Source organism: Pyxidicoccus caerfyrddinensis, assembly GCF_010894405.1.
GTDB classification, from domain to species: domain Bacteria; phylum Myxococcota; class Myxococcia; order Myxococcales; family Myxococcaceae; genus Myxococcus; species Myxococcus caerfyrddinensis.
Genome location: NZ_JAAIYA010000010.1, coordinates 42,036 through 67,458 on the forward strand (window position 1 = coordinate 42,036; position 25,423 = coordinate 67,458).

The 25,423-nt window shown below is 70.5% G+C and carries 21 protein-coding genes; 12 read left to right on the plus strand and 9 right to left on the minus strand.

Features of this window, described 5'->3' with window-relative positions; translation table 11 throughout:
- Nucleotides 1-142: 142 nt before the first annotated feature.
- A complete protein-coding gene (locus tag G4D86_RS24420) occupies nt 143-1,393 on the minus strand; it encodes a hypothetical protein (protein ID WP_163996425.1) in 1,251 nt (416 codons plus the stop codon).
- Between the two features lie 331 nt (nt 1,394-1,724).
- Between G4D86_RS24420 and G4D86_RS24425 the strand changes: the two genes are divergently transcribed.
- Nucleotides 1,725-3,089, plus strand: a complete 1,365-nt coding sequence (locus tag G4D86_RS24425; RefSeq protein ID WP_163996426.1) for a hypothetical protein — start codon at nt 1,725-1,727, stop codon at nt 3,087-3,089.
- On the opposite strand, the gene G4D86_RS24430 is transcribed toward G4D86_RS24425, so the two are convergent.
- On the minus strand, nt 3,086-4,450 hold the full coding sequence (locus tag G4D86_RS24430) for a sigma 54-interacting transcriptional regulator (RefSeq protein WP_163996427.1): 1,365 nt from the start codon (nt 4,448-4,450) through the stop codon (nt 3,086-3,088). The two genes, G4D86_RS24425 and G4D86_RS24430, sit on opposite strands and share 4 nt — an antisense overlap.
- Before the next feature lie 144 nt (nt 4,451-4,594).
- Between G4D86_RS24430 and G4D86_RS54155 the strand changes: the two genes are divergently transcribed.
- Both G4D86_RS54155 and G4D86_RS24440 read left to right on the plus strand, forming a co-directional pair.
- Complete coding sequence (locus tag G4D86_RS54155; protein ID WP_163996428.1) at nt 4,595-7,045, plus strand: protein kinase domain-containing protein; 2,451 nt, start codon at nt 4,595-4,597, stop codon at nt 7,043-7,045.
- An 85-nt stretch (nt 7,046-7,130) separates the two neighbouring features.
- On the plus strand, nt 7,131-9,299 hold the full coding sequence (locus G4D86_RS24440) for an alpha-amylase family glycosyl hydrolase (RefSeq protein WP_163996429.1): 2,169 nt from the start codon (nt 7,131-7,133) through the stop codon (nt 9,297-9,299).
- A gap of 65 nt (nt 9,300-9,364) precedes the next feature.
- Here G4D86_RS24440 and G4D86_RS24445 read toward each other — a convergent pair whose 3' ends face one another.
- Complete coding sequence (locus G4D86_RS24445) at nt 9,365-9,571, minus strand: hypothetical protein (protein ID WP_163996430.1); 207 nt, start codon at nt 9,569-9,571, stop codon at nt 9,365-9,367.
- Nucleotides 9,572-9,802: 231 nt separating this feature from the next.
- Between G4D86_RS24445 and G4D86_RS24450 the strand changes: the two genes are divergently transcribed.
- Nucleotides 9,803-10,078 carry a hypothetical protein gene (locus G4D86_RS24450; RefSeq protein ID WP_163996431.1) on the plus strand — a complete coding sequence of 92 codons (276 nt, stop codon included), beginning with the start codon at nt 9,803-9,805 and terminating at the stop codon, nt 10,076-10,078.
- Nucleotides 10,079-10,142: 64 nt separating this feature from the next.
- Nucleotides 10,143-10,877, plus strand: a complete 735-nt coding sequence (locus G4D86_RS24455; protein WP_163996432.1) for a PHP-associated domain-containing protein — start codon at nt 10,143-10,145, stop codon at nt 10,875-10,877.
- A 6-nt stretch (nt 10,878-10,883) separates the two neighbouring features.
- On the opposite strand, the gene G4D86_RS24460 is transcribed toward G4D86_RS24455, so the two are convergent.
- From G4D86_RS24460 to G4D86_RS24475, 4 genes are read right to left on the minus strand one after another with little or no spacing between them, the layout of a single operon-like run.
- A complete protein-coding gene (locus G4D86_RS24460; RefSeq protein ID WP_163996433.1) occupies nt 10,884-11,636 on the minus strand; it encodes a hypothetical protein in 753 nt (250 codons plus the stop codon).
- Between the two features lie 32 nt (nt 11,637-11,668).
- Nucleotides 11,669-11,875, minus strand: coding sequence for a hypothetical protein (locus tag G4D86_RS24465; protein ID WP_205519730.1), 207 nt, complete (start codon nt 11,873-11,875; stop codon nt 11,669-11,671).
- A 59-nt stretch (nt 11,876-11,934) separates the two neighbouring features.
- Nucleotides 11,935-12,279 (minus strand): FmdB family zinc ribbon protein, encoded by a 345-nt coding sequence (locus tag G4D86_RS24470; RefSeq protein WP_163996435.1) that lies wholly within the window; start codon nt 12,277-12,279, stop codon nt 11,935-11,937.
- Nucleotides 12,280-12,295: 16 nt separating this feature from the next.
- Nucleotides 12,296-13,468 carry a hypothetical protein gene (locus G4D86_RS24475; RefSeq protein ID WP_240360452.1) on the minus strand — a complete coding sequence of 391 codons (1,173 nt, stop codon included), beginning with the start codon at nt 13,466-13,468 and terminating at the stop codon, nt 12,296-12,298.
- 443 nt (nt 13,469-13,911) lie between these two features.
- Between G4D86_RS24475 and G4D86_RS24480 the strand changes: the two genes are divergently transcribed.
- Nucleotides 13,912-14,400 (plus strand): Fur family transcriptional regulator, encoded by a 489-nt coding sequence (locus tag G4D86_RS24480; protein WP_205519718.1) that lies wholly within the window; start codon nt 13,912-13,914, stop codon nt 14,398-14,400.
- Nucleotides 14,397-14,915 carry a TlpA family protein disulfide reductase gene (locus G4D86_RS24485; RefSeq protein ID WP_163996436.1) on the plus strand — a complete coding sequence of 173 codons (519 nt, stop codon included), beginning with the start codon at nt 14,397-14,399 and terminating at the stop codon, nt 14,913-14,915. Before G4D86_RS24480 ends, G4D86_RS24485 begins: the two co-directional genes overlap by 4 nt.
- A 45-nt stretch (nt 14,916-14,960) precedes the next feature.
- Here the strand turns inward: G4D86_RS24485 and G4D86_RS24490 are convergent, their stop codons facing one another.
- Nucleotides 14,961-17,414 carry a penicillin acylase family protein gene (locus G4D86_RS24490; RefSeq protein ID WP_163996437.1) on the minus strand — a complete coding sequence of 818 codons (2,454 nt, stop codon included), beginning with the start codon at nt 17,412-17,414 and terminating at the stop codon, nt 14,961-14,963.
- Between the two features lie 182 nt (nt 17,415-17,596).
- Here G4D86_RS24490 and G4D86_RS24495 point away from each other — a divergent pair, with 182 nt between their 5' ends.
- The 3 genes from G4D86_RS24495 to G4D86_RS24505 all read left to right on the plus strand — a co-directional run bounded on the left by G4D86_RS24495 (nt 17,597) and on the right by G4D86_RS24505 (nt 20,815).
- Entirely contained in the window at nt 17,597-17,878 is a 282-nt protein-coding gene (locus G4D86_RS24495; protein WP_163996438.1) for an FtsB family cell division protein, read from the plus strand.
- Nucleotides 17,875-20,040 (plus strand): sensor domain-containing diguanylate cyclase, encoded by a 2,166-nt coding sequence (locus tag G4D86_RS24500; RefSeq protein WP_163996439.1) that lies wholly within the window; start codon nt 17,875-17,877, stop codon nt 20,038-20,040. The genes G4D86_RS24495 and G4D86_RS24500 overlap by 4 nt, the downstream gene beginning before the upstream one ends.
- A 253-nt stretch (nt 20,041-20,293) precedes the next feature.
- Nucleotides 20,294-20,815, plus strand: coding sequence for a hypothetical protein (locus G4D86_RS24505; protein WP_163996440.1), 522 nt, complete (start codon nt 20,294-20,296; stop codon nt 20,813-20,815).
- A 140-nt stretch (nt 20,816-20,955) separates the two neighbouring features.
- Here the strand turns inward: G4D86_RS24505 and G4D86_RS24510 are convergent, their stop codons facing one another.
- Nucleotides 20,956-23,199 carry a di-heme oxidoreductase family protein gene (locus G4D86_RS24510; RefSeq protein WP_163996441.1) on the minus strand — a complete coding sequence of 748 codons (2,244 nt, stop codon included), beginning with the start codon at nt 23,197-23,199 and terminating at the stop codon, nt 20,956-20,958.
- A gap of 224 nt (nt 23,200-23,423) precedes the next feature.
- Between G4D86_RS24510 and G4D86_RS24515 the strand changes: the two genes are divergently transcribed.
- Both G4D86_RS24515 and G4D86_RS24520 read left to right on the plus strand, forming a co-directional pair.
- A complete protein-coding gene (locus tag G4D86_RS24515) occupies nt 23,424-24,209 on the plus strand; it encodes a class I SAM-dependent methyltransferase (RefSeq protein WP_163996442.1) in 786 nt (261 codons plus the stop codon).
- A 23-nt stretch (nt 24,210-24,232) separates the two neighbouring features.
- Nucleotides 24,233-25,423, plus strand: a complete 1,191-nt coding sequence (locus tag G4D86_RS24520) for a DmpA family aminopeptidase (protein WP_240360453.1) — start codon at nt 24,233-24,235, stop codon at nt 25,421-25,423.

Genomic DNA, 25,423 nt, shown 5'->3' on the forward strand with positions numbered 1-25,423 from the left:
GATGGCTCCAGCGGGGCTCCCGAATTGCGAGCCCTTTCGGGTGAAATTGACCCGCCGGGGTGGCAAACGGCCACGGCCCATCACTCCTGGATTCTGGAAGTGGAGGGTTCAGGGTGACTGTAGAAATACAGGCGCCACTCGTTCACGAGCCCGGCGTCCAGCCCGCGAAGGGGAGCACGGGCGCGGTGAAGAGCACGTCCTGGGGGAACACGGCCGCGGGCTCCACGCTGCCCTCCACCGCTGCCCTCGAGTCCAGCCACTGGCACGCCTGGGGAAAGCGCGTCAGCTCCTGGAAGCACTCCGGGTTGAGCGCCACGCGCAACACGTAGTCCTTCGCCTCGGCGAGCTGCTCCGCCGTGGGGTGCGCGTCCACCACGGGGACGCCGCGCTCGCGCAGCTCCGCCTTGAGCGCGCCCAGCTCGGACGGGATGAAGGGGGCCGCGCCGGGTGGCAGCAGCACCACGTGCGGGCGCATCAGCGCTCCCGTGCGAGGCGGTCCGGTGCGGCCGCCCGAGCCCAGCACCGGGGGCAGCCCCAGCGGCACCGCGCGTCCAGTCGTGTCCACGGTGGCGAAGAGGTAGAGGGGCGCCTCGTCCACCACGCCGTTGCGCTCCGCCTTCGTGTTCCAGGTGAAGGCCCGCGTGCCGAAGTCGAGGTACGTCACGCGCCGTCCCCGCAGCCAGACCTCGCCCCTGCCAGGGGCGCCCACGCTGTCACCGGAGAGCGGGCGCAGCGCCGTCACGCCGCCTTCCGCCATGGCGGGCACCACGTCGGCCGGCGCCAGCGGTGCGAGCAGCCCGCCTCCCCGGTGCATGGGCAGGCCCGAGGAGTAGAGGTCCACGGCGCTGCGATAGCGGTCCGGCGGCGTGTCCCGGGGGACGACGACGTACGTCACTTCCCAGAAGGGGCTGTAGAAGACGCTGTCCTCGCCGATGTCCACCAGCGGCAGCGCTCCCGCCAGCCGGTGCGCGTCCGGCCGCGCCGGGTCGTACTCGGTGACGAGCACGTACCACGGCTGTACCCAGACCTCCGGCACGTGCTCCCAGACCTCGAGCACGGCGAGGGCCACGGGCCGCCCCTCGCGGAAGGCGGGGAGGACGTTGAAGCCGTCCTGGCCCTGGGCCTGGAGCCGCTCCAGGCGGTGGTAGGGCGGCGACCACTGCGGCAGTGGCCGCCCACGAGGCGTGACGGGCGCACCGACGGCGAGGGCCGCGAGCCCGTCCGGGAGCGGTCGCCAGGCGGCCGCATCCTCTCGAAGGTGCCGCAGCGTCCAGATGCGCGGGACGGGACCCGCGGGAGCGCCCTCCGTGGCGCGGTCGCCGCAGCCGGTGGACAGGAGCGCGGCGAGCAGGGACAGCGCCGCGAGGACGGGTCGGGAAGAGGGAGGGAGCATGGCAGCTCCCGAACGCTGTGCACGGGGGCCCCGCGCTCAAGGCGTACAGCCCTGGCGGGCGAGCCGGCTTCCACCCGTCGCATGTCGAGCCTCCCCAGGGTCTCTGCGGAGTGCGAGCCAAAGGAGAACCGGGAACGACGGCTCCCTCCAGTGCGTGAGACTCGAGGGAGGTGGCAGTGATGGCTGCCCGATGGGAACACCGTGTCATGTGAACACGTGGACTGGCGCGGCTTGTCGCTCGTGGGTGCGTGCCTATTTCTCGCAAGCCCGGATGGCATGTCTGTCCTTGCGTGCCACCCGGGTGTTCCCCATCCCCGCGGGAGAAGCCCTCATGTCATCCCCGAAACCCATCAGGCGGCCGCGCGCCGTCGCACCCCATTCCTGGCTGAGGCGGCTCACCGTCTGCGTCCTCGCCCTCGCGGCCTGCGGTCCATCCGAGGACGGACGGGAGGAAGTCGCGGCCACCGAGACACTCCGGCAGGCGGTGGACAGCACTTCCATCGACCCGGCGCGACAGTTGTTCGTCACCGACGTAAGCGTGGTGGATGACGCGCGCTTCACGAAGTGGAACCCCAGGAAGACGAACACCGAGCCCGACGGCGGTTGGAGCTTCGGCCGGCTCATCGACAACATGCTGCCGGATGCGCTGTACAGGCTGAAGGGGCGAGAGAGGGACCACGCGCGGTCGCTGTTCGTGCTGCACTGGCTGCGCACGTGGGAGCACGATCAGCTCGTCAACGGTCAGCAGGTCCCGGCGCGCCCGGCCATCCGCTCGCTCGTCATCGACCCGTGGCGCGCGGCCAGCGGCTGCACCGGCACGGACATGCATTGCGTGCTCGACTTCGGCAAGGCGCCCTTCCGGTTGCTGGCCATCGTCTACCGTCCGGACCTGCGGCGCCTGCCCAGGCTGGGCGAGCCGGGCCGCGCGGGCGAGGGGCGCTTCGTCTTCGGGGTGCTCGGCCCCAACGGCGAGCGCAAGCCCTTCACCGTCATCTTCGAGTACGGGCTGCCCATCACCGGCGCGGCGGACATCCTCGTCTGGGCGAAGCGCTTCCAGGCGCTCGGGCAGGAGCCCTTCGGCCCGAAGTACAACGAGCAGCTGTTCGAGGCGACGCGCCGGTTCACGCGGCGGGGCGCCGCGTCCAGGCGGCATAACGGCAGCGCGCTGCTCCAGCTGCGCACCAACGAGGTTCCCCTGTCACCGGCCACCCCGCAGGAGTGGGAGATGCGGGAGTTCGTCCTCGGCCCCTCGGGCTTCCTGACGCCGGACACGGTGAAGCAGGAGGTGGACGCGGCCCTCAACGGCTCACAGACGCTGGGGGACTGGGCCGCCCAGAATGCGAGCGCCATCCTCGCGGGCACGCACGAGGTGCCCGTCCGGTGGCGGCGAGCGCCCTTCCGCGCGGGCGCGGCGCCGGTGCCCGCGGGCAGCCTGTGGCAGGTGCCCGGAGTGACGGAGGAGGTGCGGCACGCCTTCGCGAAGGCCACGTGCAGCGGGTGTCACAAGGCGGAGACGGCGACGAACTTCCTCCATGTCCGCACGCGTGAAGTGGGCGCGGCCTCGAGCGTGTCCGCCTTCCTCGCCCAGGAGCTGGCCCCGGATGGGCCCCGCGTGACGGACTTCGTCGAGCTCCTCAATACGCGCGACCTGGGCCGGGTGAAGGACGGCAAGCGCGAGGACCACAGCCAGGACTAGGCGCTGTCCAGCCCGTGCTTGCGCAGCAGCTTGCGCAGGTAGACGCGGTCGATGCCGGCCTCGCGCGACGCGCGGGACACGTTGCCCTCGCAGCGCTCCAGGAGGGTGCGCAGGTAGTCCCGCTCGAAGCCCTCGATGAGTCGCTCCTTGGCCTCCTTGAAGGGGAGGTCCAGGGCCATGGGCACCGTGTTCTCCGGGTCGTCGTCCACGGCGCGCGCGGGCACGTCGGGGATGTCCGGCAGCGCCTCCTCGCCCAGGTTGACGACGCGGTCCACCACGTTGCGCAGCTCTCGCACGTTGCCCGGCCACGGGTACTGGGCGAGCAGCGCGCGCGTCTGGTCCGACAGCGCGCTGGGCGGGCGACCCATGCGCGTCAGCACGGTGTCGATGAGCAGCGGGATGTCCTCCGGGTGCTCGCGCAGCGGGGGCAGCATCACGCGCAGCACCGCGAGCCGGTGGAACAAATCTCCACGGAACGCGCCGTTCTTCACCGCGCCCTCGAGGTCCTGGTGCGTGGCCGCCACCACGCGCACGTTGACGGTGCGGTAGTCGTTGGCGCCCACGCGCTTGACCTGCCGGCGCTCCAGCGCGCGCAAGAGGCGCGGCTGCACTTCCAGCGGCAGCTCGCCCACCTCGTCGAGGAAGAGGGTGCCACCGTGGGCCCGCTCGAAGGCGCCCGCGCGGTCCGTGTTGGCGCCGGTGAAGGCGCCCTTCACGTGGCCGAACAGCTCGCTCTCCAGCAGCTGCGGGGCGATGCCCGCCAGGTCGGCGATGACGAAGGGCCCCTTGCTCCGGGCGCTGTGCGCGTGGATGGCCTCCGCGCACAATTCCTTGCCCGTGCCCGTCTCGCCCTGGATGAGCACGTCGGACTCACCGGCGGCCAACCGCTCCAGCAGCGTGAAGACCTCGCGCATGCGCCGGCTGTTGCCCACCAGCCCGCCGAAGCTGCCGCGCGTGGACAGGGGCATGGTGCGTGACTTCTCGCCCTCCGGCACCAGCTTCAGCTCGGTGGTGCCCAGGGTGAGGACCGCGCCGGGGCGGACCTCCAGCTCGGAGAAGCGCATGCCCTCGCAGAAGGAGCCGTTGCGCGAGCCCGGGTCCACCGCGCGCACGCCATCATCCCGCACCTCGAGGATGAGGTGCTGGCGCGAGACGGCCCGGTCCGGGAGCACGATGTCCGACGTCGCCTCGGCGCCGATGCGGTAGCGCCCTGGCAACAGCGGATAGGCCTTGCCGGCATCCGGCCCCGTCAGCACCGCCAGCCGCATGCGGACGCGAGGGGTGCGGATGGCCGGAAGGGCATCGGTTCTGACCAGCTCGTCCCCGTCCTCGTCTCCCAGACTTGCCACGGCGCGGAACATAGCACGGGGCCGGCCGAGCGCATCGCCTGGGATTCCCGCCGGTTGATCCGCCGCGGCACGCCGACGGCTTCATCCATGCGGCGCGAACGGCATCGGCCACGGGACTCTACAACCGCCCCGCCAGGGCGCTACGGTACGCGCGCCATGGCAAGCGAGCAGGGGAAACATTTCGGCCGGTACGAGCTGCAGGCCCGCATCGGCCAGGGGGGAATGGCGGAGACCTGGCGTGCCCGGCTGATGGGCGCCGCCGGTGTCACCAAGCCCGTGCTCATCAAGAAGGTGCTGCCCGAGTTCGCGGGCGACGAGGCCTTCATCTCCATGTTCATCAGCGAGGCGCGCATCTCCGCGTCGCTGTCGCACGGCAACGTGGCACAGGTCTTCGACTTCGGTCAGGTGGACGGGGACTACTTCCTCGCCATGGAGTACGTGGACGGTCAGCCGCTCCACCGCATCATGAAGCGCGCGCTGCGCTCCGGCTTCTCGTGCCTGCCCGCGCCCGTCGCCACCTTCATCGCCCTGGAGATGTGCCGGGGCCTGCACTACGCGCACACGCGCACCGACGAGAAGGGCCGGCCGCTCGGCATCGTCCACCGGGACATCTCCCCCGACAACGTGCTCGTCAGCTACGAGGGCCAGGTCAAGATCGTCGACTTCGGCATCGCCAAGGCGCGCTCGCTGCGCAGCTTCGACACCGCGCCGGGCGTGGTGAAGGGCAAGTACCTCTTCTTCTCGCCGGAGCAGGCGCGCGGAGAGCAGGTGGATGCGCGCACGGATGTCTGGGCCGCGGGCGTGGTGCTCTTCCTCCTCGCCTGCGGGCGCCTTCCACTGGAGGGGCCCGAGTACGTGGTGATGCGCAAGCTGGTCAGCCGCCAGGCACTGCCGCGCCCCCGCGAAGTGCGGCCGGACCTGCCCGCGAAGCTGGACGCCATCCTCCAGAAGGCGCTCGCGCTGAACAAGGAGGACCGCTTCGAGTCCGCCCACGCCCTGGGCGACGCGCTGGCCGGCTTCCTCTACACCTCCGCGCCGCGCTTCTCGTCCATGTCCGTCGCGTACCTGCTGCGCGAGCTGTTCCGCGAGGAGATTGCCGCGGAAGGCGGCGACACCCAGGTGCCTCCATCCTTCCTGGAGGAGCTGTCCGTGTGGAGGGCCGCGCCGCCGCTGCCCCGGCCCACCGAGCTGGCGGCGCCGCAGCTCACCACCGAGCCGCACACACTCGAGAACCTCGAGGAGGAGCCGAAGGCCCCGGCGCCGGTGGTGCCCGTGAAGGAGCCCCCCACCGAGCTGGCCCACGAACGGCTCCGCCCGAACGGCCTCAGCCTGTCGACGGTGGTGGGCGGCGTGGCGTTGCTGGGCGTGGCCGGACTGCTGGGGCTGGCCTTCACGTGGCTCCAGGCGGACTGGGCGGCGCAGGAGGAAGCGGGCACGCCCCCGCCTCCGGCGTCGCTGAAGCCCGCGCCCCCTTCCGTGCGCGCGGCCACCGGGGCCGTTCCACCCAAGACCGCGCCGGCTGCGTCCCCTGCACCGGCCGCCGTCGCGTGGCCGGTGGACTCCTTCCCGTTGGAAGCCCGGCAGCATGTGTTCCGGGTGTCGTCCGCGCTCGCCGCCCTGGGGACGCTGGACCCGCAGGCGGAGTGGCGGCTCGCGGAGACCACCCTCGTCACCGACGCGGACCGCGGCCGGTCCATGCCTCCGCTCTTCTTCCTCCTCACGGGGCAGGGCGTGGAGGCCCAGGCGGCGGTGGGCATGGTGTCCCGCAAGCCGGAGGTCATCCATGGCGCCTCCGGGGTGATGCTCTTCACGCTGGGCGCCCCCACCACCCGGGACGACCTGCCCGAGCGCATCGTGACGGCCACGCGCGTGCGGACGGGCGAGGTCCAGCGCTTCACCCTCCACCCGGAGTGGATGACGGCGGCGATGGACCGGACCCAGCTCCTCACGGGCCTGCTGCCAGAGGAGACCTACCGGCTGACGGTGGAGCCGGTGGGAGAGGGCGCCTTCACGCGCGGCCGCGCGCAGGGCCCGGCGCTCACGGTGGCCTGTGTGCAGCAGGTGAAGCCGGAGGAGACGCCGCCGGACCGCGCCATGCGCTTCCTGCTGTCTCAGGGCGACGAGGTGCGCATCACCGGCGTGCGCGGCCTGCACTGCGGCTTCGTCGACGACGACCCCTCCGACAACGAGGGCGCGGTGCGGGTGCACGTGGAGAAGTCACGTCCTCTCTCGGAGCGCGGCACCCCGGCGTTCCGCGCGCAGGCGCTGCCCCGGAGCCCCGGCGCCTCCCGGCAGGACAAGAAGGCGACGCCGGCCGCCTCGCAGGAAGCCGCCCCCGCGGAGCGCAAGGCGGAGTCGGTCCTCGGCGCGGCGCAGGCCCTGTTCAAGAGTGGGAAGTACGAGGCCGCACGCGCGCGGGCCCGCGAGTGCGTGGCGGACGAGCCCCTCAACTCCGAGTGCCATCTGCTGCTGGGCTCCGTGGAGGCCCGCCTGGGCCACCGGGAGGAGGGGGCGAAGCACTACCGCCGCTTCCTGGAGCTGGCCCCGGGGGACCACCCCCAGGCCAGCCGCGTCCTCCGCGTCCTCCAGGAGTACGAGTCCCAGTAGGCGCCGGGTCACGACGCGGCGAGTCAAGCCCTTCGGCCCCCCGGGCTTGGAAAAGCGAGCGGGGCTCCCGTAGAAAGGTGCTCGCATGACGCCCTTCCGCTTCCCCCGCGCCCTGGCGCTTCCGGCGCTGCTCGTCGCCGCCGCCTGCGGTGACTCCGAAGATTCCATCCCCGTCCGGACCTGCGAGGTGACGCTGACCTATGCCCCGCAGCAGTCCGTGCAGGGCACCGTGTCCGTCATTGGCGAGTGGGATGGCTTCTCCTCCACCAACCCGCTGAAGCTCGCGGACCGCGGCGACGGCGTCTTCACGGCGCGCCTGGAGGGGCTGGAGCCGCGCGACTACGGCTACCGCTTCCAGCTGGGCGAGAAGCAGCTGATGGACCCCCAGAACCCGTTCACCCGCTGGGTGCGCGCGGAGGAGTACTCGAAGCTCACCGTGCCGGACTGCCGGCAGCCGGCGCTGGAGCTGCGGCGCTTCGTGGTGAAGGAGGACGGCAAGCTGGAGGTGGAGGTCGCCTACCTGGACGGCACGGACGAGGCCGGCCCCGCGAAGGAGGGCGTCACCCTCTCCCTGGACGGCGTGGAGAAGCCCGACGCGTTCGACCGGAGCACCGGCATCTTCCGCCTCGACGACGTCGCCCCCGTGGGCAAGCACCACGTGAAGGTGACGGCGAAGGACGCCCAGGGCCGCGAGGCCACGCCGCTCTATCTGCCCTTCTGGGCGGAGGCGAAGAAGTTCCGGTGGGAGTCGGGGCTGATGTACTTCGCCTTCACGGACCGCTTCAACAACGCCCGGGCGGATAACGACGGGCCGGTGGCGGACGTGGACCCCATCGCCAACTACCAGGGCGGTGACTTCGCCGGCATCACCGAGAAGCTCGACGCGGGCTACTTCAGCGAGCTCGGCGTGAAGACGCTGTGGATCTCCCCCGTGGACCAGAACCCGGAGGGGCGCTTCGTCGGCACCGGCGGCAAGTACTACGCGGGCTACCACGGGTACTGGCCGTCCAAGCCGCGCACCACCCAGCACCGCTTCGGCTCACTGGAGGAGCTGCGCGCGCTCACCGCCGCCGCCCACAAGAAGGGCATCCGCGTCATCGCGGACCTGGTGCTCAACCACGTGCACCAGGAGCACCCGTACTGGATTCAGCACCAGGGCGACGGCTGGTTCAACACGTCCGCCAGCTGCGTGTGCGGCACCCAGGACTGCGACTGGGAGGAGAAGCGCCTCACCTGCAAGTTCACCAACTACCTGCCGGACTTCAACTGGCGCTCGTCGGACATGGTGGATCAGTTCGTCGACGACACGCTGTGGTGGCTGGAGGCGGCGGACTTCGACGGCTTCCGCATGGACGCCGTGAAGCACATGGACCAGGTGGCGGGGCGCACGCTGCGCGGGCGGCTGAAGGAAATCACCGCCATGACGGGCACCGAGTTCTACCTCGTGGGGGAGACCTTCGTGGGCGAGGACGGTCGCTCGCAGATTGCCCGCTACATCAGCCCGCGCGAGCTGGACGGCCAGTTCGACTTCCCCCTGTACTGGCCCATCCGCCGCGCCTTCGCGGACGGCGAGCCGCTGAGCGTCGTGGACACGGCCGTGCGCGCCAACGAGGTCTTCTACGCGCCGGGCACGCTCAACTCGCCCTTCCTGGGCAACCATGACGTGGCGCGCTTCATGTCCCAGGCGGCCAAGCAGCTCGACGGCGCCGGGGGAGACCCGTTCAGCAACTCGCGCCCGCCGGCAACCATCACGGACGCGGCCGCCTTCGAGAAGGCGAAGTACGCCTTCACCTTCCTGCTCACCCAGCCGGGTGTGCCGCTCGTGTACTACGGCGACGAGGTGGGCATGCCAGGCGCGGGCGACCCGGACAACCGGCGGATGATGCGCTTCGGCACCATGCTGGAGCCCATGGAAGGGGAGCTGCTGGCGCTGGTCCAGAAGCTGGGCCAGGCGCGGGCCGCGAATGAGGCGCTGCAGACGGGCGCCCGTCACACGCTGCGCGTGGAGAGCGACCTCTACATCTTCCAGCGGAGCCTTCCGGACGGGCGGGGCGCCATCGTGGTCATCAACCGCGGCACCGTGCTGCGGCCGCCGCTGGAGATCGACCTGGTGGCCGGCCTCGCGGCGGGGAAGGGGACGTACGCGGACATCTTCAGTGGCCGCGAGCTGACGCTCGAGGGGACGGCGACCGTCGTGGAGCTGCCGCCTCGCAGCGTCTCCGTCTACGTGCCGAAAGTGGTTCCCCAGCCGTAGGGACGGGCGGGTGCTTGTCGGGGCCGGCCGGTGGGAGGGGAGTCGCCCCTTCCTCCGGCGGCTGGCTACGGCTGCTGCGGCTGCTGGCTCTTCCCGTGCTTGTAGAAGAGCACGAGGGTGTAGCAGTGGAACTCATTGTCGGACGACTGACAGACGACGCGGTCGACAATCTCCAGATCCGCGTTGCTCTTCAGCCAACGGGTGACATTCTCACCCAGCTCCTCGCGCTCCTTCGCCTTGGTGGCGGAGAAGACCTTCACGCCCGTGAACATCGCCTGCCACTCCTTGTGCGGTACTGACAAAGGACAATAGGGGGTTATGGCACGTGATTTCCAGAGGTGTCAAAAACCCGGCTTCCCGGACGCCCGGATATTGATCCAACCGGTGCGGGGGTTTGCAGGGCGGGGTGCGTGCCTAGATTGCCCGAGTCGCACCTGGTGTGACTGGGGCGCTCGGGGCAGGGGGCCGCGAGTGAGGCGGCGGTTGGGGAAGGGGGAAGGCCCGTGGACATGAAGACCAAGAAGGATCTCGCGGTAGACTTCATCAATACGATTCGCACGATGGAGCCCACTGCGCTCAACGCGCTCATCGTCAAGGAGGCGGGCGAGGAGCTGGCCCAGTTCTTCCTGAACTACAGCGCGAATCTCATCTCCAAGGACCCGTCGCGGGTGCTGGAGAACACGTCCTCGCTGATGCTGATGGGGTACCTCATCCGCACCTACGAGGAGAAGAACACGCAGGCCAAGCAGGGGACCTTCCAGTCCTACGCCTTCGCCTGAGGTCCTGACAGCGGGCGCGGCAGGCTCGACAGGCCCGGGTGTGGCCTGTTAGGGAGCGGCGCCCATGCTCATCGACCTGCACGCCCATTCCTACCTGTCCAAGGGTTGCGAGCTGGATCCTCGCAACGTGCTGGAGCGGGCCGCGCTGTTCGGCCTGGACGGGGTGGCCTTCACCGAGACGAACACCCAGGACGGCTGTGATGAGCTGTTCGACCTGGGCGCCAAGTCCAAGCTGAAGGTCTTCGTCGGGCTGGAGCTGGTGACGGACCGCGGCCAGTACCTCTGCTTCTTCCCGAAGCCGGAGCTGGCCCCCGAGCCCGTGCAGCTGTGGGGCAGCAACCGCGAGAAGCCGTGGAGCGCCGCCGAGTGCCTGCCCAAGGTGAAGTCCCTGGGGGCCGCCATCGTCGCCGCGCGTCCGTACGACAGGGACTCGCAGAACCCGGCCATGGACTTCATCCGCTCGCTGAACGTGCTGAGCGCGGTGGAGGGCTACAACGCCCGGGTGAAGCAGACCGCCAATGACCTGGCCGTGGAGGCCGCCGAGGCGCTGAAGCTCCCGTGCACCGGGGGCAGCGACGCGCGCGGCTCGCTGGACGAGGTGGGCCGGGGCGCCACCTTCTTCAAGCGCGACATCAAGACGCAGGCGGAGCTGGTGGCGGAGCTGCTCAAGGGCGAGTACTGGCCCGTCATGGCCGGCGAGCTGCCGCGCCTCACCCGTCCCGGCGAGGCCCAGGCCGCGCGCAAGTCCGGCGGCGGGGGCGGGGGCCGGGGCGGCAACAAGCGCCGCCGCCGGCAGTAGACCGCCCTACGGGAACAGCGGCTTGCCGGCCTCTTCGGCGCGGGCGAGCCGGCCGTCGGTGAGGAAGGCCTTGCGGCGGCCGCCCGGGTACGTCCACTCCTCGTTCTTCGACGAGCCCTCGAGCGTGCGGAGCACCCGCTCCGGCGGGCCCCACGCCATGCGCACCGCGTCCATGGACATGTTGGGCACCAGCCGCTTCTCGCGGACGGCCTCCTTCACGGCCGGGGGCAGGGCGTCCAGCTGCGCCGTCAGCTCGCGGGGCGCGAGGTACTTCTCCAGCTCCGCGCGGAAGTCCTCCGGGCGCTCCAGGTTCGGCGGCAGCACCAGCACCAGCGGCGGGGCAGTCGGCGCCGCGCCCTCCTCGGCCAGGTACACCCAGGGCCAGGTGCGCGGGGTGTAGAGGACGCGCTCGGCCACCACCCACGAGGTGGGGAACTCCACCTTGGTGATTCGCAGCTTCGTGCCGGCGGGGAGGATGCGCTCCACCGCGCCGGGGTTGATGGGCTTGCCCTTCGAGTCATCCAACAGGCGCACGTCCTCGGGCGCGTAGGGCGTGAGGAGGCGCTTGGACGCGTCACCGAAGAACGGGGTGACGTGGCTGGAGACGCGCAGGTACTGCACCGCCTCCGGGCCTGTGAGGGCGCGGTCCAGCGAGGTGCGGGCCTCGGGGGGCATCCGGGTGTAGGAGCCACAGCCCGCGGTGAGCGCGGTGAAGAGAAGGACGGCGAGGGAGGACAGTCGGAATCGGCTGAGCGGCATGGCACCTCCGCGAGGGAGGGTGCCTGCTTAGCTCAGCGAACGGCCTGCGTCAGCGGGGACGGGGCCAGCTCCTCGCGCTTGCTGCCACCGCGACAGCCGCGCTGGGGAGGGCAGACGGGGCCCCGGCCCAGCGGATCCGCGACGAGGAGGAACCGGCCGAGCCCGCGCGCATCCGTCAGCTCCGGGTGACCACACAGGGCGCAGTTGCGGGGAGGACGCTTCGAAGGGGGGAAGGGCACGGGACGCAAGTGTGCGCCGCTCCCGTGCCCGGGGCGAATTTTCCGCCTTCCCGCGATTGCTACTTCTTGTCGCCGGACGCCGCCGCCGCGGGCGCGGGAGTGCTGCTCGCGGACGACGAGGACGACGACGAGGAGTCGCTCGAAGACGTGCTGGAAGGCGCGCTGCTCGAGGAGGTGCTGCTCGACGCGCTGCTCGACGACGAGCCGCCGTCCTTCTTGGTGGAGCTGTACAGGTCCGAGTACCAGCCGCCGCCCTTCAGGACGAAGCTGGAGCGGCTGACGACCTTGGTCAGGGAGCCCTCGGCGCCGCACGCGGTGCAGGCGGCCGGAGTCGGGTCCGAGATCTTCTGCAGCACGTCGATGGTCTTTCCACAGCTCTGGCAGGCGTATTCGTAGATGGGCATGGGTGTCAGTGCCTCGTCAGGGTGTTGAAGGGGTGGCGCTGGCGAGGAGCCGCTTGCGCAGCCCATCCGCCAGGCCCAGGCGCTCGAAGGCGCGGAAGACGAGCTCGGCGGGCGCGCCATGCTTGCGGCCCACGGCATCCGCCAGCCCGTGCAGCTCGGTGGCCTCGGGGAACTCGTCGGCCACCAGTCGCTCCAGCTCCTTGCGGAGCGAGTCGGAGAACTTCCGCTGGATGCCCAGGTCCGCGAGGTACTTCTCGCGGCCGAGCAGATCCAGCCGGTGCGTCAGGTGCGAGGTGGCCAGGGCCTCGCGGCGGAAGCGCTCGCGCAGGGCCTCCACCTCGTCGCCAATGCCGAGCACGGAGATGAGCCGCTGCAGCTCGGAGGGGCTCAGCCCCAGGGACCAGCCCACGCGGCCGGCGGCCCCGCGCTGGTCCGAGTACGCGGCCAGCACCTGGTTCTTCTCCTTCTCCGTGAAGGCCTCCAGCAGCCCGTGGTCCTTGAGCACGTTCTCCACGTCCACCAGCGTCAGCTCGCCGCGCGAGCCGTTGTAGCGCTGCGACAGGTTGCGCAGCAGCGCGAAGCGGTGCTCGGCACCCTCCAGGGCGCCCTCCACCGCCGGCTTGGTGCTCAGGCGCGTCAGCTCCATGAAGGACGCCCGGGGCGCCTCCACGCGGGTGAAGCGGCCCCGGGGACGGGGCAGATCGCGCCGCAGGAAGCCCAGGTCCTCCCCGTCCTCGGGGGGCAGGGACTCGGCGTCGGCGTCGGACTCGGGGGTGGCGCGCTTGCGCGGGGCGATGCGCTCCTGGACGGCGGCCTCCTGCTTCGCGGCCTTGCCTGCCTTCTTGCCTGCCTTCCCGTCGCCTTCCTCGGCGGCGGGCGGCGTGGCGAAGACGGGCACGTTGGGAGCGGGGGCGGGCGGAGGCGTCTTCTCCTCGCGCACGTAGGCCAGCTCCCGGGCCACGTCATAGAAGCCGCACGCCTGCCGCTGGGCGGCCAGGGCGGGGGCGGTGCCGCGGAGGATGTCCACGACGGCGAAGGGGCCGAGCGGGGAGGCCTCGGGCTCTCCATCCGTCAGGGTGCGGACGCGGAAGTCATCGTCCTCGGCCAGGAGGGCGAGCGCTTCGCGGACCTCCGGGGCGGGGGCGGGCGACTTCGCGCGCCTGCAGAAATCCGAGACGGCAACCGCCACGGGGGTAGGTACGTCGTCGGGCTGTCGTCTTCGCTGCCAGGGGCTGGTCATGGAAAGTCGCCGAAAAATGCTCGTTTACGAGGGCGGTTGCCTCTATCTTCGCCGCCAGACGGGTGTCAATGAGCCAGTCCGACTCCATTCTAAACAGCTACCGGCGAGTGCAAGCCGGAGGGACGGCCGGCCGGGGGCGCGAGCGCACCCTGACGCCGCTCGCCCGACGTTGCGAGCCGGGGCTGGCGGGGATATTTCGCCCCCCGCGTTCGGAGACCAACACTCTTCCATGACGGTTTCTTCGACAGCAGGGAACGTTTCGTTGCGGAATGAAGCGGGTCGCGGCAGCCCCGTGGACCGGTTACAACAGGAGCGGAGGGTGGGCTGGGTCGGCCCCCTACCGAGGGAGCTCGATGCAGGCGCGGACCCGCGGGGCGTTTGAAGGAACCGACATGAGCCACAGCCACCACAGCCATGAGCACGATGAGTCGAAGGATGAGGTGCTGGCCCGCTACATGGCGCAGCACGGGCTGAAGAGCACCCGGCAGCGCAGCCTCATCATCGACACCTTCTTCTCCGTGGGCGGCCACCTGTCGGTGGAGGAGCTCTGGAACAAGGTGCGCGAGCAGGACACGAAGGTGTCCGTGGCCACCGTGTACCGGACCATGAAGCTGCTCAACGAGTGCGGCCTGGCCCACGCGCGCAACTTCGGCGACGGGCAGACGCGCTACGAGGCGGCGGCCGGCAGGGAGCACCACGACCACCTCATCTGCACCCGGTGCGGCACCATCGTCGAGTTCGAGAACGACCGCATCGAGGCGATGCAGGACGCGGTGGCGCGCAAGCACGGCTTCAAGGTGACGTCGCACAAGATGGAGCTGTACGGGCTGTGCAAGGACTGCCAGCGCGCCACGGGCGTGGCTCCGACGACGGCGGCATGAAGACGGCCGCGCGAGTCCGGGTCTGCGCGGCCCTGCTGGTGTTGGGGCTGGCGGGCTGCCGTGGCTCGAGGCCGGTGGATGCGGGGCCCGCCTTCCTGTACGCGCTGGCCCTGCCGTCGGTGGGGCCCACGCGGCACGACGCGCGCGCCCTCAGTGGCAAGGTGGTGCTCGTCTCCTTCTTCGCGACGTGGTGCTTCCCGTGCCTCGCGGAGATGCCCACGCTGGAGGCCCTGCAGAAGGACTACGGCGCGAAGGGCTTCCAGGTGGTGTCCGTGGGCATGGACCTGGACGGCGAGAAGGTGCTCCAGCCCTTCGCGGACCACTACGCGCTCCGCTACCCGGTGCTGGTGGCGAACGACGTCATGCGCGAGGGCCAGACTGCGTTCGGCCACATCCGCGCGCTGCCCACCACCGTGCTGCTGGACCGCCGTGGCCGCGCCGTGGCCGCATGGCAGGGCGTGGAGGGCCACGCGGACGTGGCCAAGGCCATCGAGAAGCTGCTCGCCGAGGAGTGACCGCTCCGCCTCACTGCAGGCGAAGCGGCCTGTGTCGAAGCCGCGCTACTCCTGCAACAGCGTAACGGAGAGCTCCGGGTCGCTGGCGATGTCCGCCTCGGTGAAGCGCATGTCCACCCACTGCTTGCGGGAGAACAGCCACGTCTGGTCCGCGAAGTACGGCGAGGCCGGGCTGCTGGACTGCGAGTAGGCCAGCACGGAGCGGCCCACCGGACCGGCGTCGGTGAAGGACACCGCCATCACGAAGCTGGTGCCGAGGAAGGGCACGTAGGTGTAGTCCGGCAGGAGCCGCCCGCCCATCGCGTTGAAGCAGCCCTCCGGGTCACCGCAGCCGTGGTACGGAATGCGCGCCTCGTTCCGGTGGGCGCGCTGCACCGTGCCTGGCGACACGTCCAGGGGGAGGCCGCGGTCTCGCATCACCTGCACCGCGCCGCCGAGCGCCTGCACCACCTGCGGGTGCAGCGTGTTGAGGCCGCGCGGCGTGTTCACCGGGTCCGTGGGCAGGAAGGGCACGAGGTACGGGCCGCCCGTCACGGGCACGATGCGGGCGATGAACTGGCGCCACAACACGCCGCCCGCGCTGTCCAGGTCGCCGCGCAGGTTCCACTTCTCCAGCACGGGGCACGCGGCGCGCACGTCCACCAGCCGCCCGTCCTCCGCGAGGATGAACGGCGTGCGCTTGCACAGGGCCACCGTGCCGTCGCGAAGCAGCTCGCCGGAGTGGTTCCGGTTGTTGAACATCACCGTCTGGAGCTGCTCCAGCGTGAAGCGCTGGCCCTCCAGCCCGTCCGTGCCGGCCAGGCGCCCCTGCACCAGCTTCAACCCCAGCCGGGTGCGCAGGCTGCGCGCGGCGTTCTCGTCGCCGATGATGCGGTCATACCCTGTGAGCGGCTGGGCCGGGTTGGACAGCCAGTAGCTGTCGTTGGAGTTCGTCACGTAGTCCTGGCGCACCAGGTGCGGCATCCGGCCAGGGCCGAACATGCCCGGCTCCACCGCGTCCGCGTCCGTGCCCCACTCGCAGTCCGCGCGGGTGCCGTCCAGCACCGGGAGCTTCGCGGACTGGTACACGAGCAACGCCACCGGGGAGAGCACGCAGCGCGCCACCATTTCATCCGTGACGTGCGGGACGACGGCGGAGTCCGCGTAGAACGCGCGGCCCTGGTCGTCCGCCGCCACGGTGTTCACCCAGGGGATGCCCTGCCAGTAGTCCTGCGCCTGTCGCAGCTCGTCCACGCTGCCGGCCCTGTTCATGGCGAGGAACTGGTCCAACACGCGGAAGTTGGTCGCGTTGACGTCGCGGAACGCGTAGCCGGTGAGCGCGTTCCACGTCATGTACCCGGCCGGGAAGTCGAACATCGGTCCGAAGCGCGTCCAGTAGAACGTGTGCGTGCGCGGCTCCAGCGTCCCGTCCGCCTTGCGTGCGAGCACCGTGGTGGGGCGCGGCGTCATCTGCTGGAGCTGGCCGTTGTAGAGGTACGTCGTCGGGCTGCCCGGGACGAGCTTCAGCTCGTACGGGGTGAAGCGGAAGCCCGTGGACACGGTGTGGCTCCAGGCCACGTGCGCGTTGTGTCCGATGAGCACCGCCGGCACCCCGAGCAGGCTGGCGCCGCTCACGTCGAGCTGGCCCGGGAGCGTGAGGTGGACCTGGTAGAAGCGCTCCGAGCCCTCCCACGGGAAGTGGGGGTTGCCCAGCACCATGCCGTTGCCGTTGCGCGTGCCCTCGCGGCCCAGGCCGATGGCGTTGCTGCCCATGCCCAGGTCCGTCGCCTTCGGAATCGCGCCGGCGGGGAGCACGTCGGGCAGGGTGAGGGGCACGGGCAGGGCGCCATCCGGCAGTGGCCCGGGCGGCTGCGCGTCGACAATCGAGGTGAGGAACGCGCCGGAGCTGGCCAGCAGGCTGAGCTGGTAGTAGCGCCGGAAGAGGTCCAGCTCGGTGAGGGGACGGACCCAGGCCGCGCCCCGGCACCGCGGGTCCGGCAGCGCGTCCACGCCCGTCTCGCGCAGGTAGCGGTTGTAGCCGGCGACATAGCCCCGGACCAGCTCGCGCACTTCCGCTGACGGGCCGCGCGGCGGGGCCTGCGCCACCAGCGCCTCCACCGTGCCCGCGTCGTTGATGGACTGGTAGAAGAAGTCGCTCTTGAGGTTGGGGATGTTGCCGACCAGCGTGGCGGGGTACGTCGCGTCCGGTCCGAAGTACTGGGAGCGCTGCGCGCTGACGGTGACGACGATCTGCGCCAGCTCGCAGAGGTTGTCCTGCGCGAAGGCGTAGCCGTACCCGTAGCCGAGGCCCGCGTAGTCCTGGGCCAGCACGTGGGGAATGCCGTGCGACGTCCTCCGCACCGTGGCGGAGAACCCGCCCGTCGCGGCCAGCTTCACCGCGGGCAGGGACGGGGCGTGCGCGGTGGCCGCGGGGCTCCCGGTGTCACAGGCCGTGGCTAGCAACAGCAGGGCCAGCGGCGCCAGACGGACGCCTCGTGTCGAAGCAGGGATGGGTTTCATGATGGCGCTCCAGGATGGGTGCGAGACCTCGGGGTCTCCGTGGCCCCAGCCTCGGGGCGCGCGGGAGTCCGCGTCTCCTGGGACAGATTGTGCGGAAGGGGGCCGGTTGGATCGCGCGGCTGCTACATGCCTGGAGCGGTTTTCTTGCGGGGCAGGGGGTCGCTGGTACCTTCGGCGCGTTCATGACGGCGAGGCGAAAGTTCCTGGTGGTGGCGGTGGGTGTGGCGGGGGCCTTGAGCCTGCTGTCGGTGGCGGATGCCAAGGGCTTCCGCCGCTACATGTCGCTGCGCCAGGACGTCGACTCGCTGCACGAGCGCAACCGCACGCTGGCCGAGCAGAACGAGGCCCTGCGGGAGGAAATCAATGCCCTGCGCAAGGACCCGGCCGCCCTGGAGCGGGCCGTGCGCGAGGAGCTCGGCTACGTGAAGCCGGGCGAGATGGTCTTCCACCTGGAGTCCCCATGACGTCGCTGACCGCTTTTCCGTCTCCCGGAAGGTTGCTGCGTCACGCCGTGAGGGCCATCCCCGCGGCCGCGGCGCTCGCCACATTCATCCACCTGGCGCGCGGAGGCTTCCGAGGACTCTCCACGCTGGAGTGGACCGAGGCGGCCCTGGTGGGCTTCCTCCTGGTGGGCATCGCTCTGGCCGCGTGGCGCCGTGCCATGCGTGGCGCCGTGGGCGCCGTCATCGACCTGCGCGACGACCTGGACCTGGGCGGCGGGCTCATCGCCGCGGCCTTCATCGTCGTGGCCATCGGCGGAGGGGAGCTGTTCCCCATCGTCTACCTCCTGATGGCCTTCCTGGTGGCGTTCCTGCCGCGCAACGCGGGGCTGACGCTGCTGGGCGTGGCGCTGGTGTTCGACGCGCTGGTGACGCTCGCCGGGCACGTGCCGAACTGGTCTGGCTTCGCCACGCATGCGGCCTTCCTGGCGCTGTTCTCCGGGCTCTACCACCTGGTGCTGGCGGCGCGGATGGCCGCGGCGCGCCGGGCGGAGAGCGATGCGGTGCAGAAGCGCATCCGCGAGGTGGAGGAGCGTGCGCGCACCTTCCGCCTCGTGTCCTCCGGCACGCAGGACAGCTTCAGCGGCATGAGCAGCGACGAGAAGTGGCTCGTCGCCTCCGTGAAGGAGATCGAGGGCGCGGTTCATGCCGCGCTCGAAATCGCTGAGACGGGCCTGCGCACGCACACCTGCGCGGCGTTCCTGCTCACGTCGGATGACCGGAGCCTCAAGCTGTACGACTGCCGCTCGGGCTCCGAGCGCGTGCAGCGCGAGCGCTTCTCCGCCGGCGAGGGCATCATCGGCGGCGTGCTCAAGCGCCGGGCGCCGGTGCGGATGAACTCGCCGCAGGGGCTCAAGGGCGTGACGCACTACGAGGGCAGCGCGCCCACGGTGCAGGCGCTGCTCGCCGTCCCCATCCTCGAGGGCAGTGGCCTGGTCCGCGGCGTGCTGGTGGCGGACCGCGTGGCCAACGAGCCCTTCAGCGACCAGGACGAGAAGCTGCTGTCCATCATCGCCGGCGAGGTGCTGCGCTCCATCGAGGTGGAGCGGGTGATGAGCTACATCCGCAAGACGCGCGACGAGAAGGACCGGTTCTTCCGCGCCATCGAGGAGCTGAACCGCGCGGGCAGCCCGGACCAGGTCTTCGTCGCCGTGCTGGAGAGCACCCGGCACCTGGCGGGGCTGGACTTCTGCGCGGTGACGCTGGTGTCCGAGGTCGACGGCAAGCGGATGCACCGCGTGGTGCGCATGTCCGGCGTCACGGCGCAGGGCCAGGCGCTGGAGGGCCAGTCCTTCCCGGACAACAACGGGCTCGTCGCCAACGTGGTGCGCTACGGCGCGCCGCTGCCGGGCCGCGACATCAAGGCGATGGACCGGCAGATCATCTTCGACGACGAGACGCAGATTCGGGGCTTGGGCGCGCTGAAGATCTTCCCGCTGGTGGCGGGGGACCGCATCCTCGGCACGCTCGTCGCGGGCTCGCGCAAGAAGGCCGCCTTTGAGCAGGACGTGCTGCGGATGATTGAGGTCATCGCCATCCAGGCCGCCCAGGCGGTGCTGCGCGCGCAGCTCTACGAGCAGATGGAGCGGATGGCCACCACGGACGGCCTCACCGGCCTGTACAACCACCGCACCTTCCAGACGAAGGCGGACGAAATCCTCGCCCAGGCGCGGCGCTACCAGCGCAAGTGCTCCGTCGTCCTCACCGACGTGGACCACTTCAAGAGCGTCAACGACACCTACGGCCACCCCACGGGTGACCAGGTGCTCAAGGGCGTGGCGCGCATCATCAAGTCGCTGGCGCGCGACACGGACATCGTCGCCCGCTACGGCGGCGAGGAGTTCGTCATCGTCATGCCGGAGACGGACGCCAAGGGCGCCTTCACCATCTCCGAGCGCATCCGCGAGGCCGTGAAGGCCGAGGTCTTCCAGACCGAGATGGGCCCGCTGAAGATCACCATGTCGCTGGGCATCGCCACCTTCCCCGACAACGGGATGGAGAAGCAGCAGCTCATCGATCTCGCGGACCAGTGCCTGTACCACTCCAAGCGCAACGGCCGGAACCAGTCCGTCACCGTCGCGCAGATGCAGGGCGGCCGGAAGCTCCAGGTGGCGGACGCTTCCTGAGTCCTGGCGCGGTGCGTACTCCCGCCCCACGTGGCTCACGGGCCCCCGCCAGGCGCGGGTCTCAGGGGAGGTGGGGCGCGCGGCGCGGATGTCGTGCCGCCATGCCGCGCCAGGGGAAAAGTGCGCGGCACGCGGAATGGCATGCGCCGTCCCGCACCATGCATGCGCTTTGACCTGGACTGTCTCCGAGGCTCGGCTATCCCAGGACGGCCGTCGGGCACGCCGCCCGGCGGTCATCCCCCGGAGGAAGTCCATGAAGCGTCTCACCCTCCCGTCGTTCCTCCTGAGCAGCGCCCTGTTCGTCGCCTGTGGTCCCGCCGCCGAGCCCACGCAGCAGCCCGAGCCCACCTCCACCACCGAGCAGTCCGTCACCAACATCGAGTTGGTCGAGACGGCGCTGGACGCGCAGCTCGCCGCCACCGCCGCGCAGGTGGGCGCGGACGTGCACGCGCTGGAAATCAACGAGCCCGTCACCGGCGCGGTGAGCCCGGCTGACGCGGCACCGCTCGCGATCGAGCTGGTCAGCGACTCGCGCATGCCCTGGCAGTACGGCGCCACGCTGACGCGCGCACAGGTCCGCGCGCAGATTGGCACCACGCTCGCCAACGACATCGAGCGGTACATCAACACCGGCGAGAGCTACACGGCCGTCGTGTACGGCTGGAGCCGCGAGACGCAGCCGGACTACTGCTCCACCGGTCACTTCTACACGCTCGTCTTCAACCAGGCGCGCTTCGTGATGACGGTGGAGGTCAACGGCGGCAACGAGTGCTGAGCTGACGCGAAGAGGCCCGCCACCGCGGCGTGTGCCACGGCGGCGGGCCCCCGTTTGTCAGCGCGGCTTGCAGGAACTCATGCAGTGCTGAACCAGAAACGGCCACCGCGTGCAGCCCGGGTGGCCGTTTCCCTGTTTCGTTACAGCGACTGCAGGAACTTGAGCAGCGCGGCGCGGTCCGAGGCGTTCATGCCGTTGAAGGCGTTCTTCGCGTTCTGCGCCTCACCGCCGTGCCAGAGGATGGCCTCGGAGAGGTTGCGTGCGCGGCCGTCGTGCAGGTAGGCCTCGCCGCCGCTGACGCCCGCCGTCAGGCCGATGCCCCACAGCGGGGGCGTGCGCCACTCGGAGCCCGTCGCCTGGCCCTCGCCGAGGTTGTCGGCCAGGCCCGAGCCCATGTCGTGCAGCAGCAGGTCCGTGTACGCGTGGATGGTCTGGCTGCGCAGCTCCGCGTTCGGGTGGTACTGGCTGGTGGTCAGCGTGGCCGTGTGGCACTTCGCGCAGCCCGCGCTGGCGAACAGCGTCTCGCCGCGCAGGGCGGTGGTGTCGCGGTAGTCACGGCGCGACGGAACACCGAGCAGCGCGATGTAGCGCGTGAGCTTGTCCAGGTCCGCCGCCGCCAGCTCCGTGCTGGTGCCCGCGCAGCCCGTCTGCTGCGGGCCGCAGTCCATGGCCGTGAAGACGGGCGAGGTGACGCCCATGTCATTCACCAGGGCGTCCGCCACCTGGTGCTTCAGCTTCGCCGCGCCGGCCTTCCAGCCGAAGCGGCCCAGCCGCGTCGCGCCCGTCTCCGGATCGCGCACCGTCTGCATCTTCCCTGAGATGCCGTCCCCGTTGCTGTCGTTCGGGTCCGCCAGCGCGGCGATGGCGCTCTCCGGCACCGCCTCCAGCAGGCCCATGCCCACGAGCTGCGGCGTGACGCGCGCGGAGTAGTTGGTGGGGATGACGTTCACGAAGCTGTAGGTCGGCCGGCGCAGCTGGTACGCGGTGCCGTCGCCGAAGGTGCCGCTGCTGTTGGTCCACCCGGAGATGCGGACGTCCGCCTCGGGCGTGCCGCTGGTGCGGCGGGGCTGCAGGCGGTAGCCGAGGAAGGCGTCCGCGCCGCCGCTGGCGTTGCCCACCTTGACCACGTAGTTGGCCAGCGTGGTGTTGACGGCGGGAGGCAGGCCGCGGCCGTTCTGCACGTGGCAGGAGATGCAGGACGCCGAGACGAAGTTCGGCCCCAGCTTGCCCGCCTGCGCGGTGAGCACGGGGTTGGGCTGCTCGGAGTGGCTGCCGTCCCCGAAGTTCGTGTGGTGCAGGCGGCGGCCCTCGACGAAGGGCTGCGCATTCACCGGGGCCATGTTCAGCGCCATCTGGAGGAACCGGTTGTCCGGCTCGTTGGACATGGGCTGGTTCTGCGTCGTCGCGCCGCCGCTCAGGCCGGCCGCCGGCATGGGGAACGAGTCCTCCTGCGCGCCGGACACCTCGAACGGGGCGATGCCGCCGGTGCCGACGATGTAGAGCATGGCCGTGGAGTAGTAGTTGAACCGGCCTTCCACCGGTGCCCGAAGGAAGACACCAATCTCGATTTCCATCCGGTCGCCGATGCGGATGGCGCGGCCTTCCTTCGCGTTGAAGTTCACGCTGGCCGTGTAGAGGTAGTCGTTGACGGTGGTCATGTCCGCGTTGTGGAAGTACTCGGCCACGGTGTTGAGGCCGCGGAAGAACGCGCGGAAGTCCGGGCTGTCGTACGGGTAGATGGTGCGGAGGTTGACGACGATGCGGCTGCCGCCCTTGGCCACCTCGTCGATGATCTCGACGTTGTGCGTGCGGCTCTGGAAGTAGAACTGCAGGTAGTGGTCGTAGGCCTGGTACTCGTCCTCGCGCGCGTGGCGATCACGGACGCGATCTCCGACGCGGGTGATGATGGCCGTAGAGGTGTTCTCCACCGTGGCCGGCTCCAGCGCCGTGGTGTTGTCGAAGAGGGGGACGATGTTCCCCGTCGGAGGAGGCTGGCCCGCGTCCGTCGGCGGCGGTTGGCCGGCGTCTGGCGTGCCCGAGTCTACGGGTGGAGGTGGCGTGCCGCCGTGCGTGTACCGCGCCCACGCGGTGTCGCGGGCACAGTTGCAGGACACGTCCCAGTACGTGAACGAGTAGTCGATGAAGTCGCCCGCGACGAGCCCCGTCACCGTGTACTCGTTGCGGCCGTTGATGATGGCCATCCGGTAGTTGAGCTGCCCTCCGTTGTTCTTGATGAGGTGGATGTCCGCCCACGACGTGGTGTCGACGTAGAAGATGGCGGAGGAGCCAGACTGCGTGGCGCCGTAGGTAGCCGCGAATGCGTCAAACGCCAACAGGGCGGTGACGAGAACCACCACTGCGAGTCCTGCACTTCTGTTGCGCATGGTTTTCTCCCAGCGAGCCACTTCGGGCGGCGGGGGTGACATTCTTCACCGTCCGAAGGAAGTCCAGACTTAGGGCAGATGGATTAGAATTCCTATAAATTTCGGTAAGCAGGTCTGCCCCTGTCGGGTGTGCGACTGCGCACGAGGTCGGCGGCGCGGCGCGTCATTCCGCTCGACGGAGGCGTTGCCACGGGCGCGGTGTCGGGCAGGATGGGCGGCCTCGAATGGCTCCGATTCCGCTCGCGGTGACGACCAGCACGAAGGTGGACGCGGCCCAGATTCGCGAGGCCCGCGCCGTGGCGTCGCGCTGGGGGCTGCCGTTCCTTCCGCGTCGCTCGAAAGAGGGCATCGCCCCGTGGCTCGGGGTGAAGGCGGACGCGCTGCTGGTGGTGGGCGGTGACGGGGTGACGCTGTGGGACGCGGAGGGCTCGTTCGCCTTCCACGCGGGCATGGCGCACCTGCGCCGCATGCGACTGCGCGAGGGCGAGCCGGATGTCTTCGTGCGCGTGGCGGAATTGAAGCCCGGGGACACGGTGCTGGACTGCACGCTGGGGCTGGCGCAGGACGCGCTGGTGGCGTCACTGGCGGTGGGGCCCACGGGGCGCGTGGTGGGGCTGGAGAAGAGCCTGGCGCTGGGCGTGGTGGCCGGGGAGGGGCTGCGCCGCTACGAATTGGGGCCGGACTCGGGGCCCATCGAGGTGCGGCACGCGGATGCGCGCGAGTACCTGAAGACGCTGCCGTCCGGCGCGTTCGACGTCGTCTTCTTCGACCCGATGTTCGCGAAGCCGAAGAAGGCACAGCCCGCGTTCGAGGTGCTGCGCCGCTTCGCCGAGCACGCCCCGCTGACGCCGGAGACGCTGGCGGAAGGGCGCCGGGTGGCGCGGCGGTGGGTGGTGGTGAAGGGGGCGAAGTACTCGGACGACTTGAAGAAGCTCGGGCTCGCGGAGGAGCCCGGCTCGCGCTTCACGGACGTCGTCTGGGGACGGCTGGGGCCGGTGGCGGTTCCGTAGCGCTTCCTGTCTGGAGGTGGTGGATGCGGCGCATTGCACGGGCGTGGTGCGTGCTGGGCCTGCTGGTGGGCGAGCCGGCGCTCGCGCTCGCCACGAAGGAGGAGAAGATGGCGGACGAGAAGAAGGCACCCACGGAGGCGCGCGTGCGGGCACGGGAGCTCGGGGTGGCGCCGGGCATCTTCACGCCCGGGCCGCACAACGGCATCACCGACGTGGCCGGCGTGCGGGTGGGGCACACGACGCTGATGGCTGGTGACTCGGTGCGCACGGGTGTCACCGCCATCCTCCCTCATGGGGGCAACCTGTTCCGCGAGCGGGTGCCGGCCGCCATCCACGTGGCGAACGGCTTCGGCAAGCTGCTCGGCAGCACGCAGGTGAACGAATTGGGGGAGCTGGAGTCTCCCGTGCTGCTCACCTGCACGCTGTGCGTCTGGCGCGTGGCGGATGCGCTGGTGGGCTGGATGCTGGAGCAGCCCGGGATGGAGGACGTGCGCTCCATCAACCCGGTGGTAGGCGAGACGAACGACGGGCGGCTCAACGCCATCCGCACGAGGCCGGTGGGGGAGAAGGAGGTGCGGGCCGCGCTCGCGCAGGCGTCCACGGGGCCGGTGGTGGAGGGCAGCGTGGGGGCGGGGACGGGGACGGTGGCCTTCGGGTGGAAGGGCGGCATCGGCACGTCGTCGCGCGTGCTGCCGAAGAAGCTGGGCGGCTACACGGTGGGCGTGCTGGTGCAGTCCAACTTCGGGGGCGTATTGCAGGTGCTGGGCGCGCCGGTAGGCAGGGCGCTGGGGCGCTACGCGTTCCAGAAGGACGTGGAGGAGCGAGGGGACGGGTCGATCATGATGGTGGTGGCCACGGACGCGCCGTTGGAGCACCGGAATCTCCGGAGGCTCGCGGAGCGCGCCACGCTGGGGCTGGGGCGCACGGGCTCCTCGGCGTCGAATGGCTCCGGGGACTACGTCATCGCGTTCTCCACGGCGGACTCGGTGCGCCGGGCCTTCAATGCCGAGCGCATGACGGTGGAGACGCTGGGCAACGACGCGCTGTCACCGTTGTTCCAGGCGGTGGTGGAGGCGACGGAGGAGGCCATCTACAATTCGCTCTTCATGGCCAGCACGGTGAGCGGGAATGGCCAGAAGGTGGAAGCGATTCCCCTGTCGAGAGTGCGCGAGGTGCTGCGCCGGCATGGAATCGGGCAGGCCGTGACACCCTGA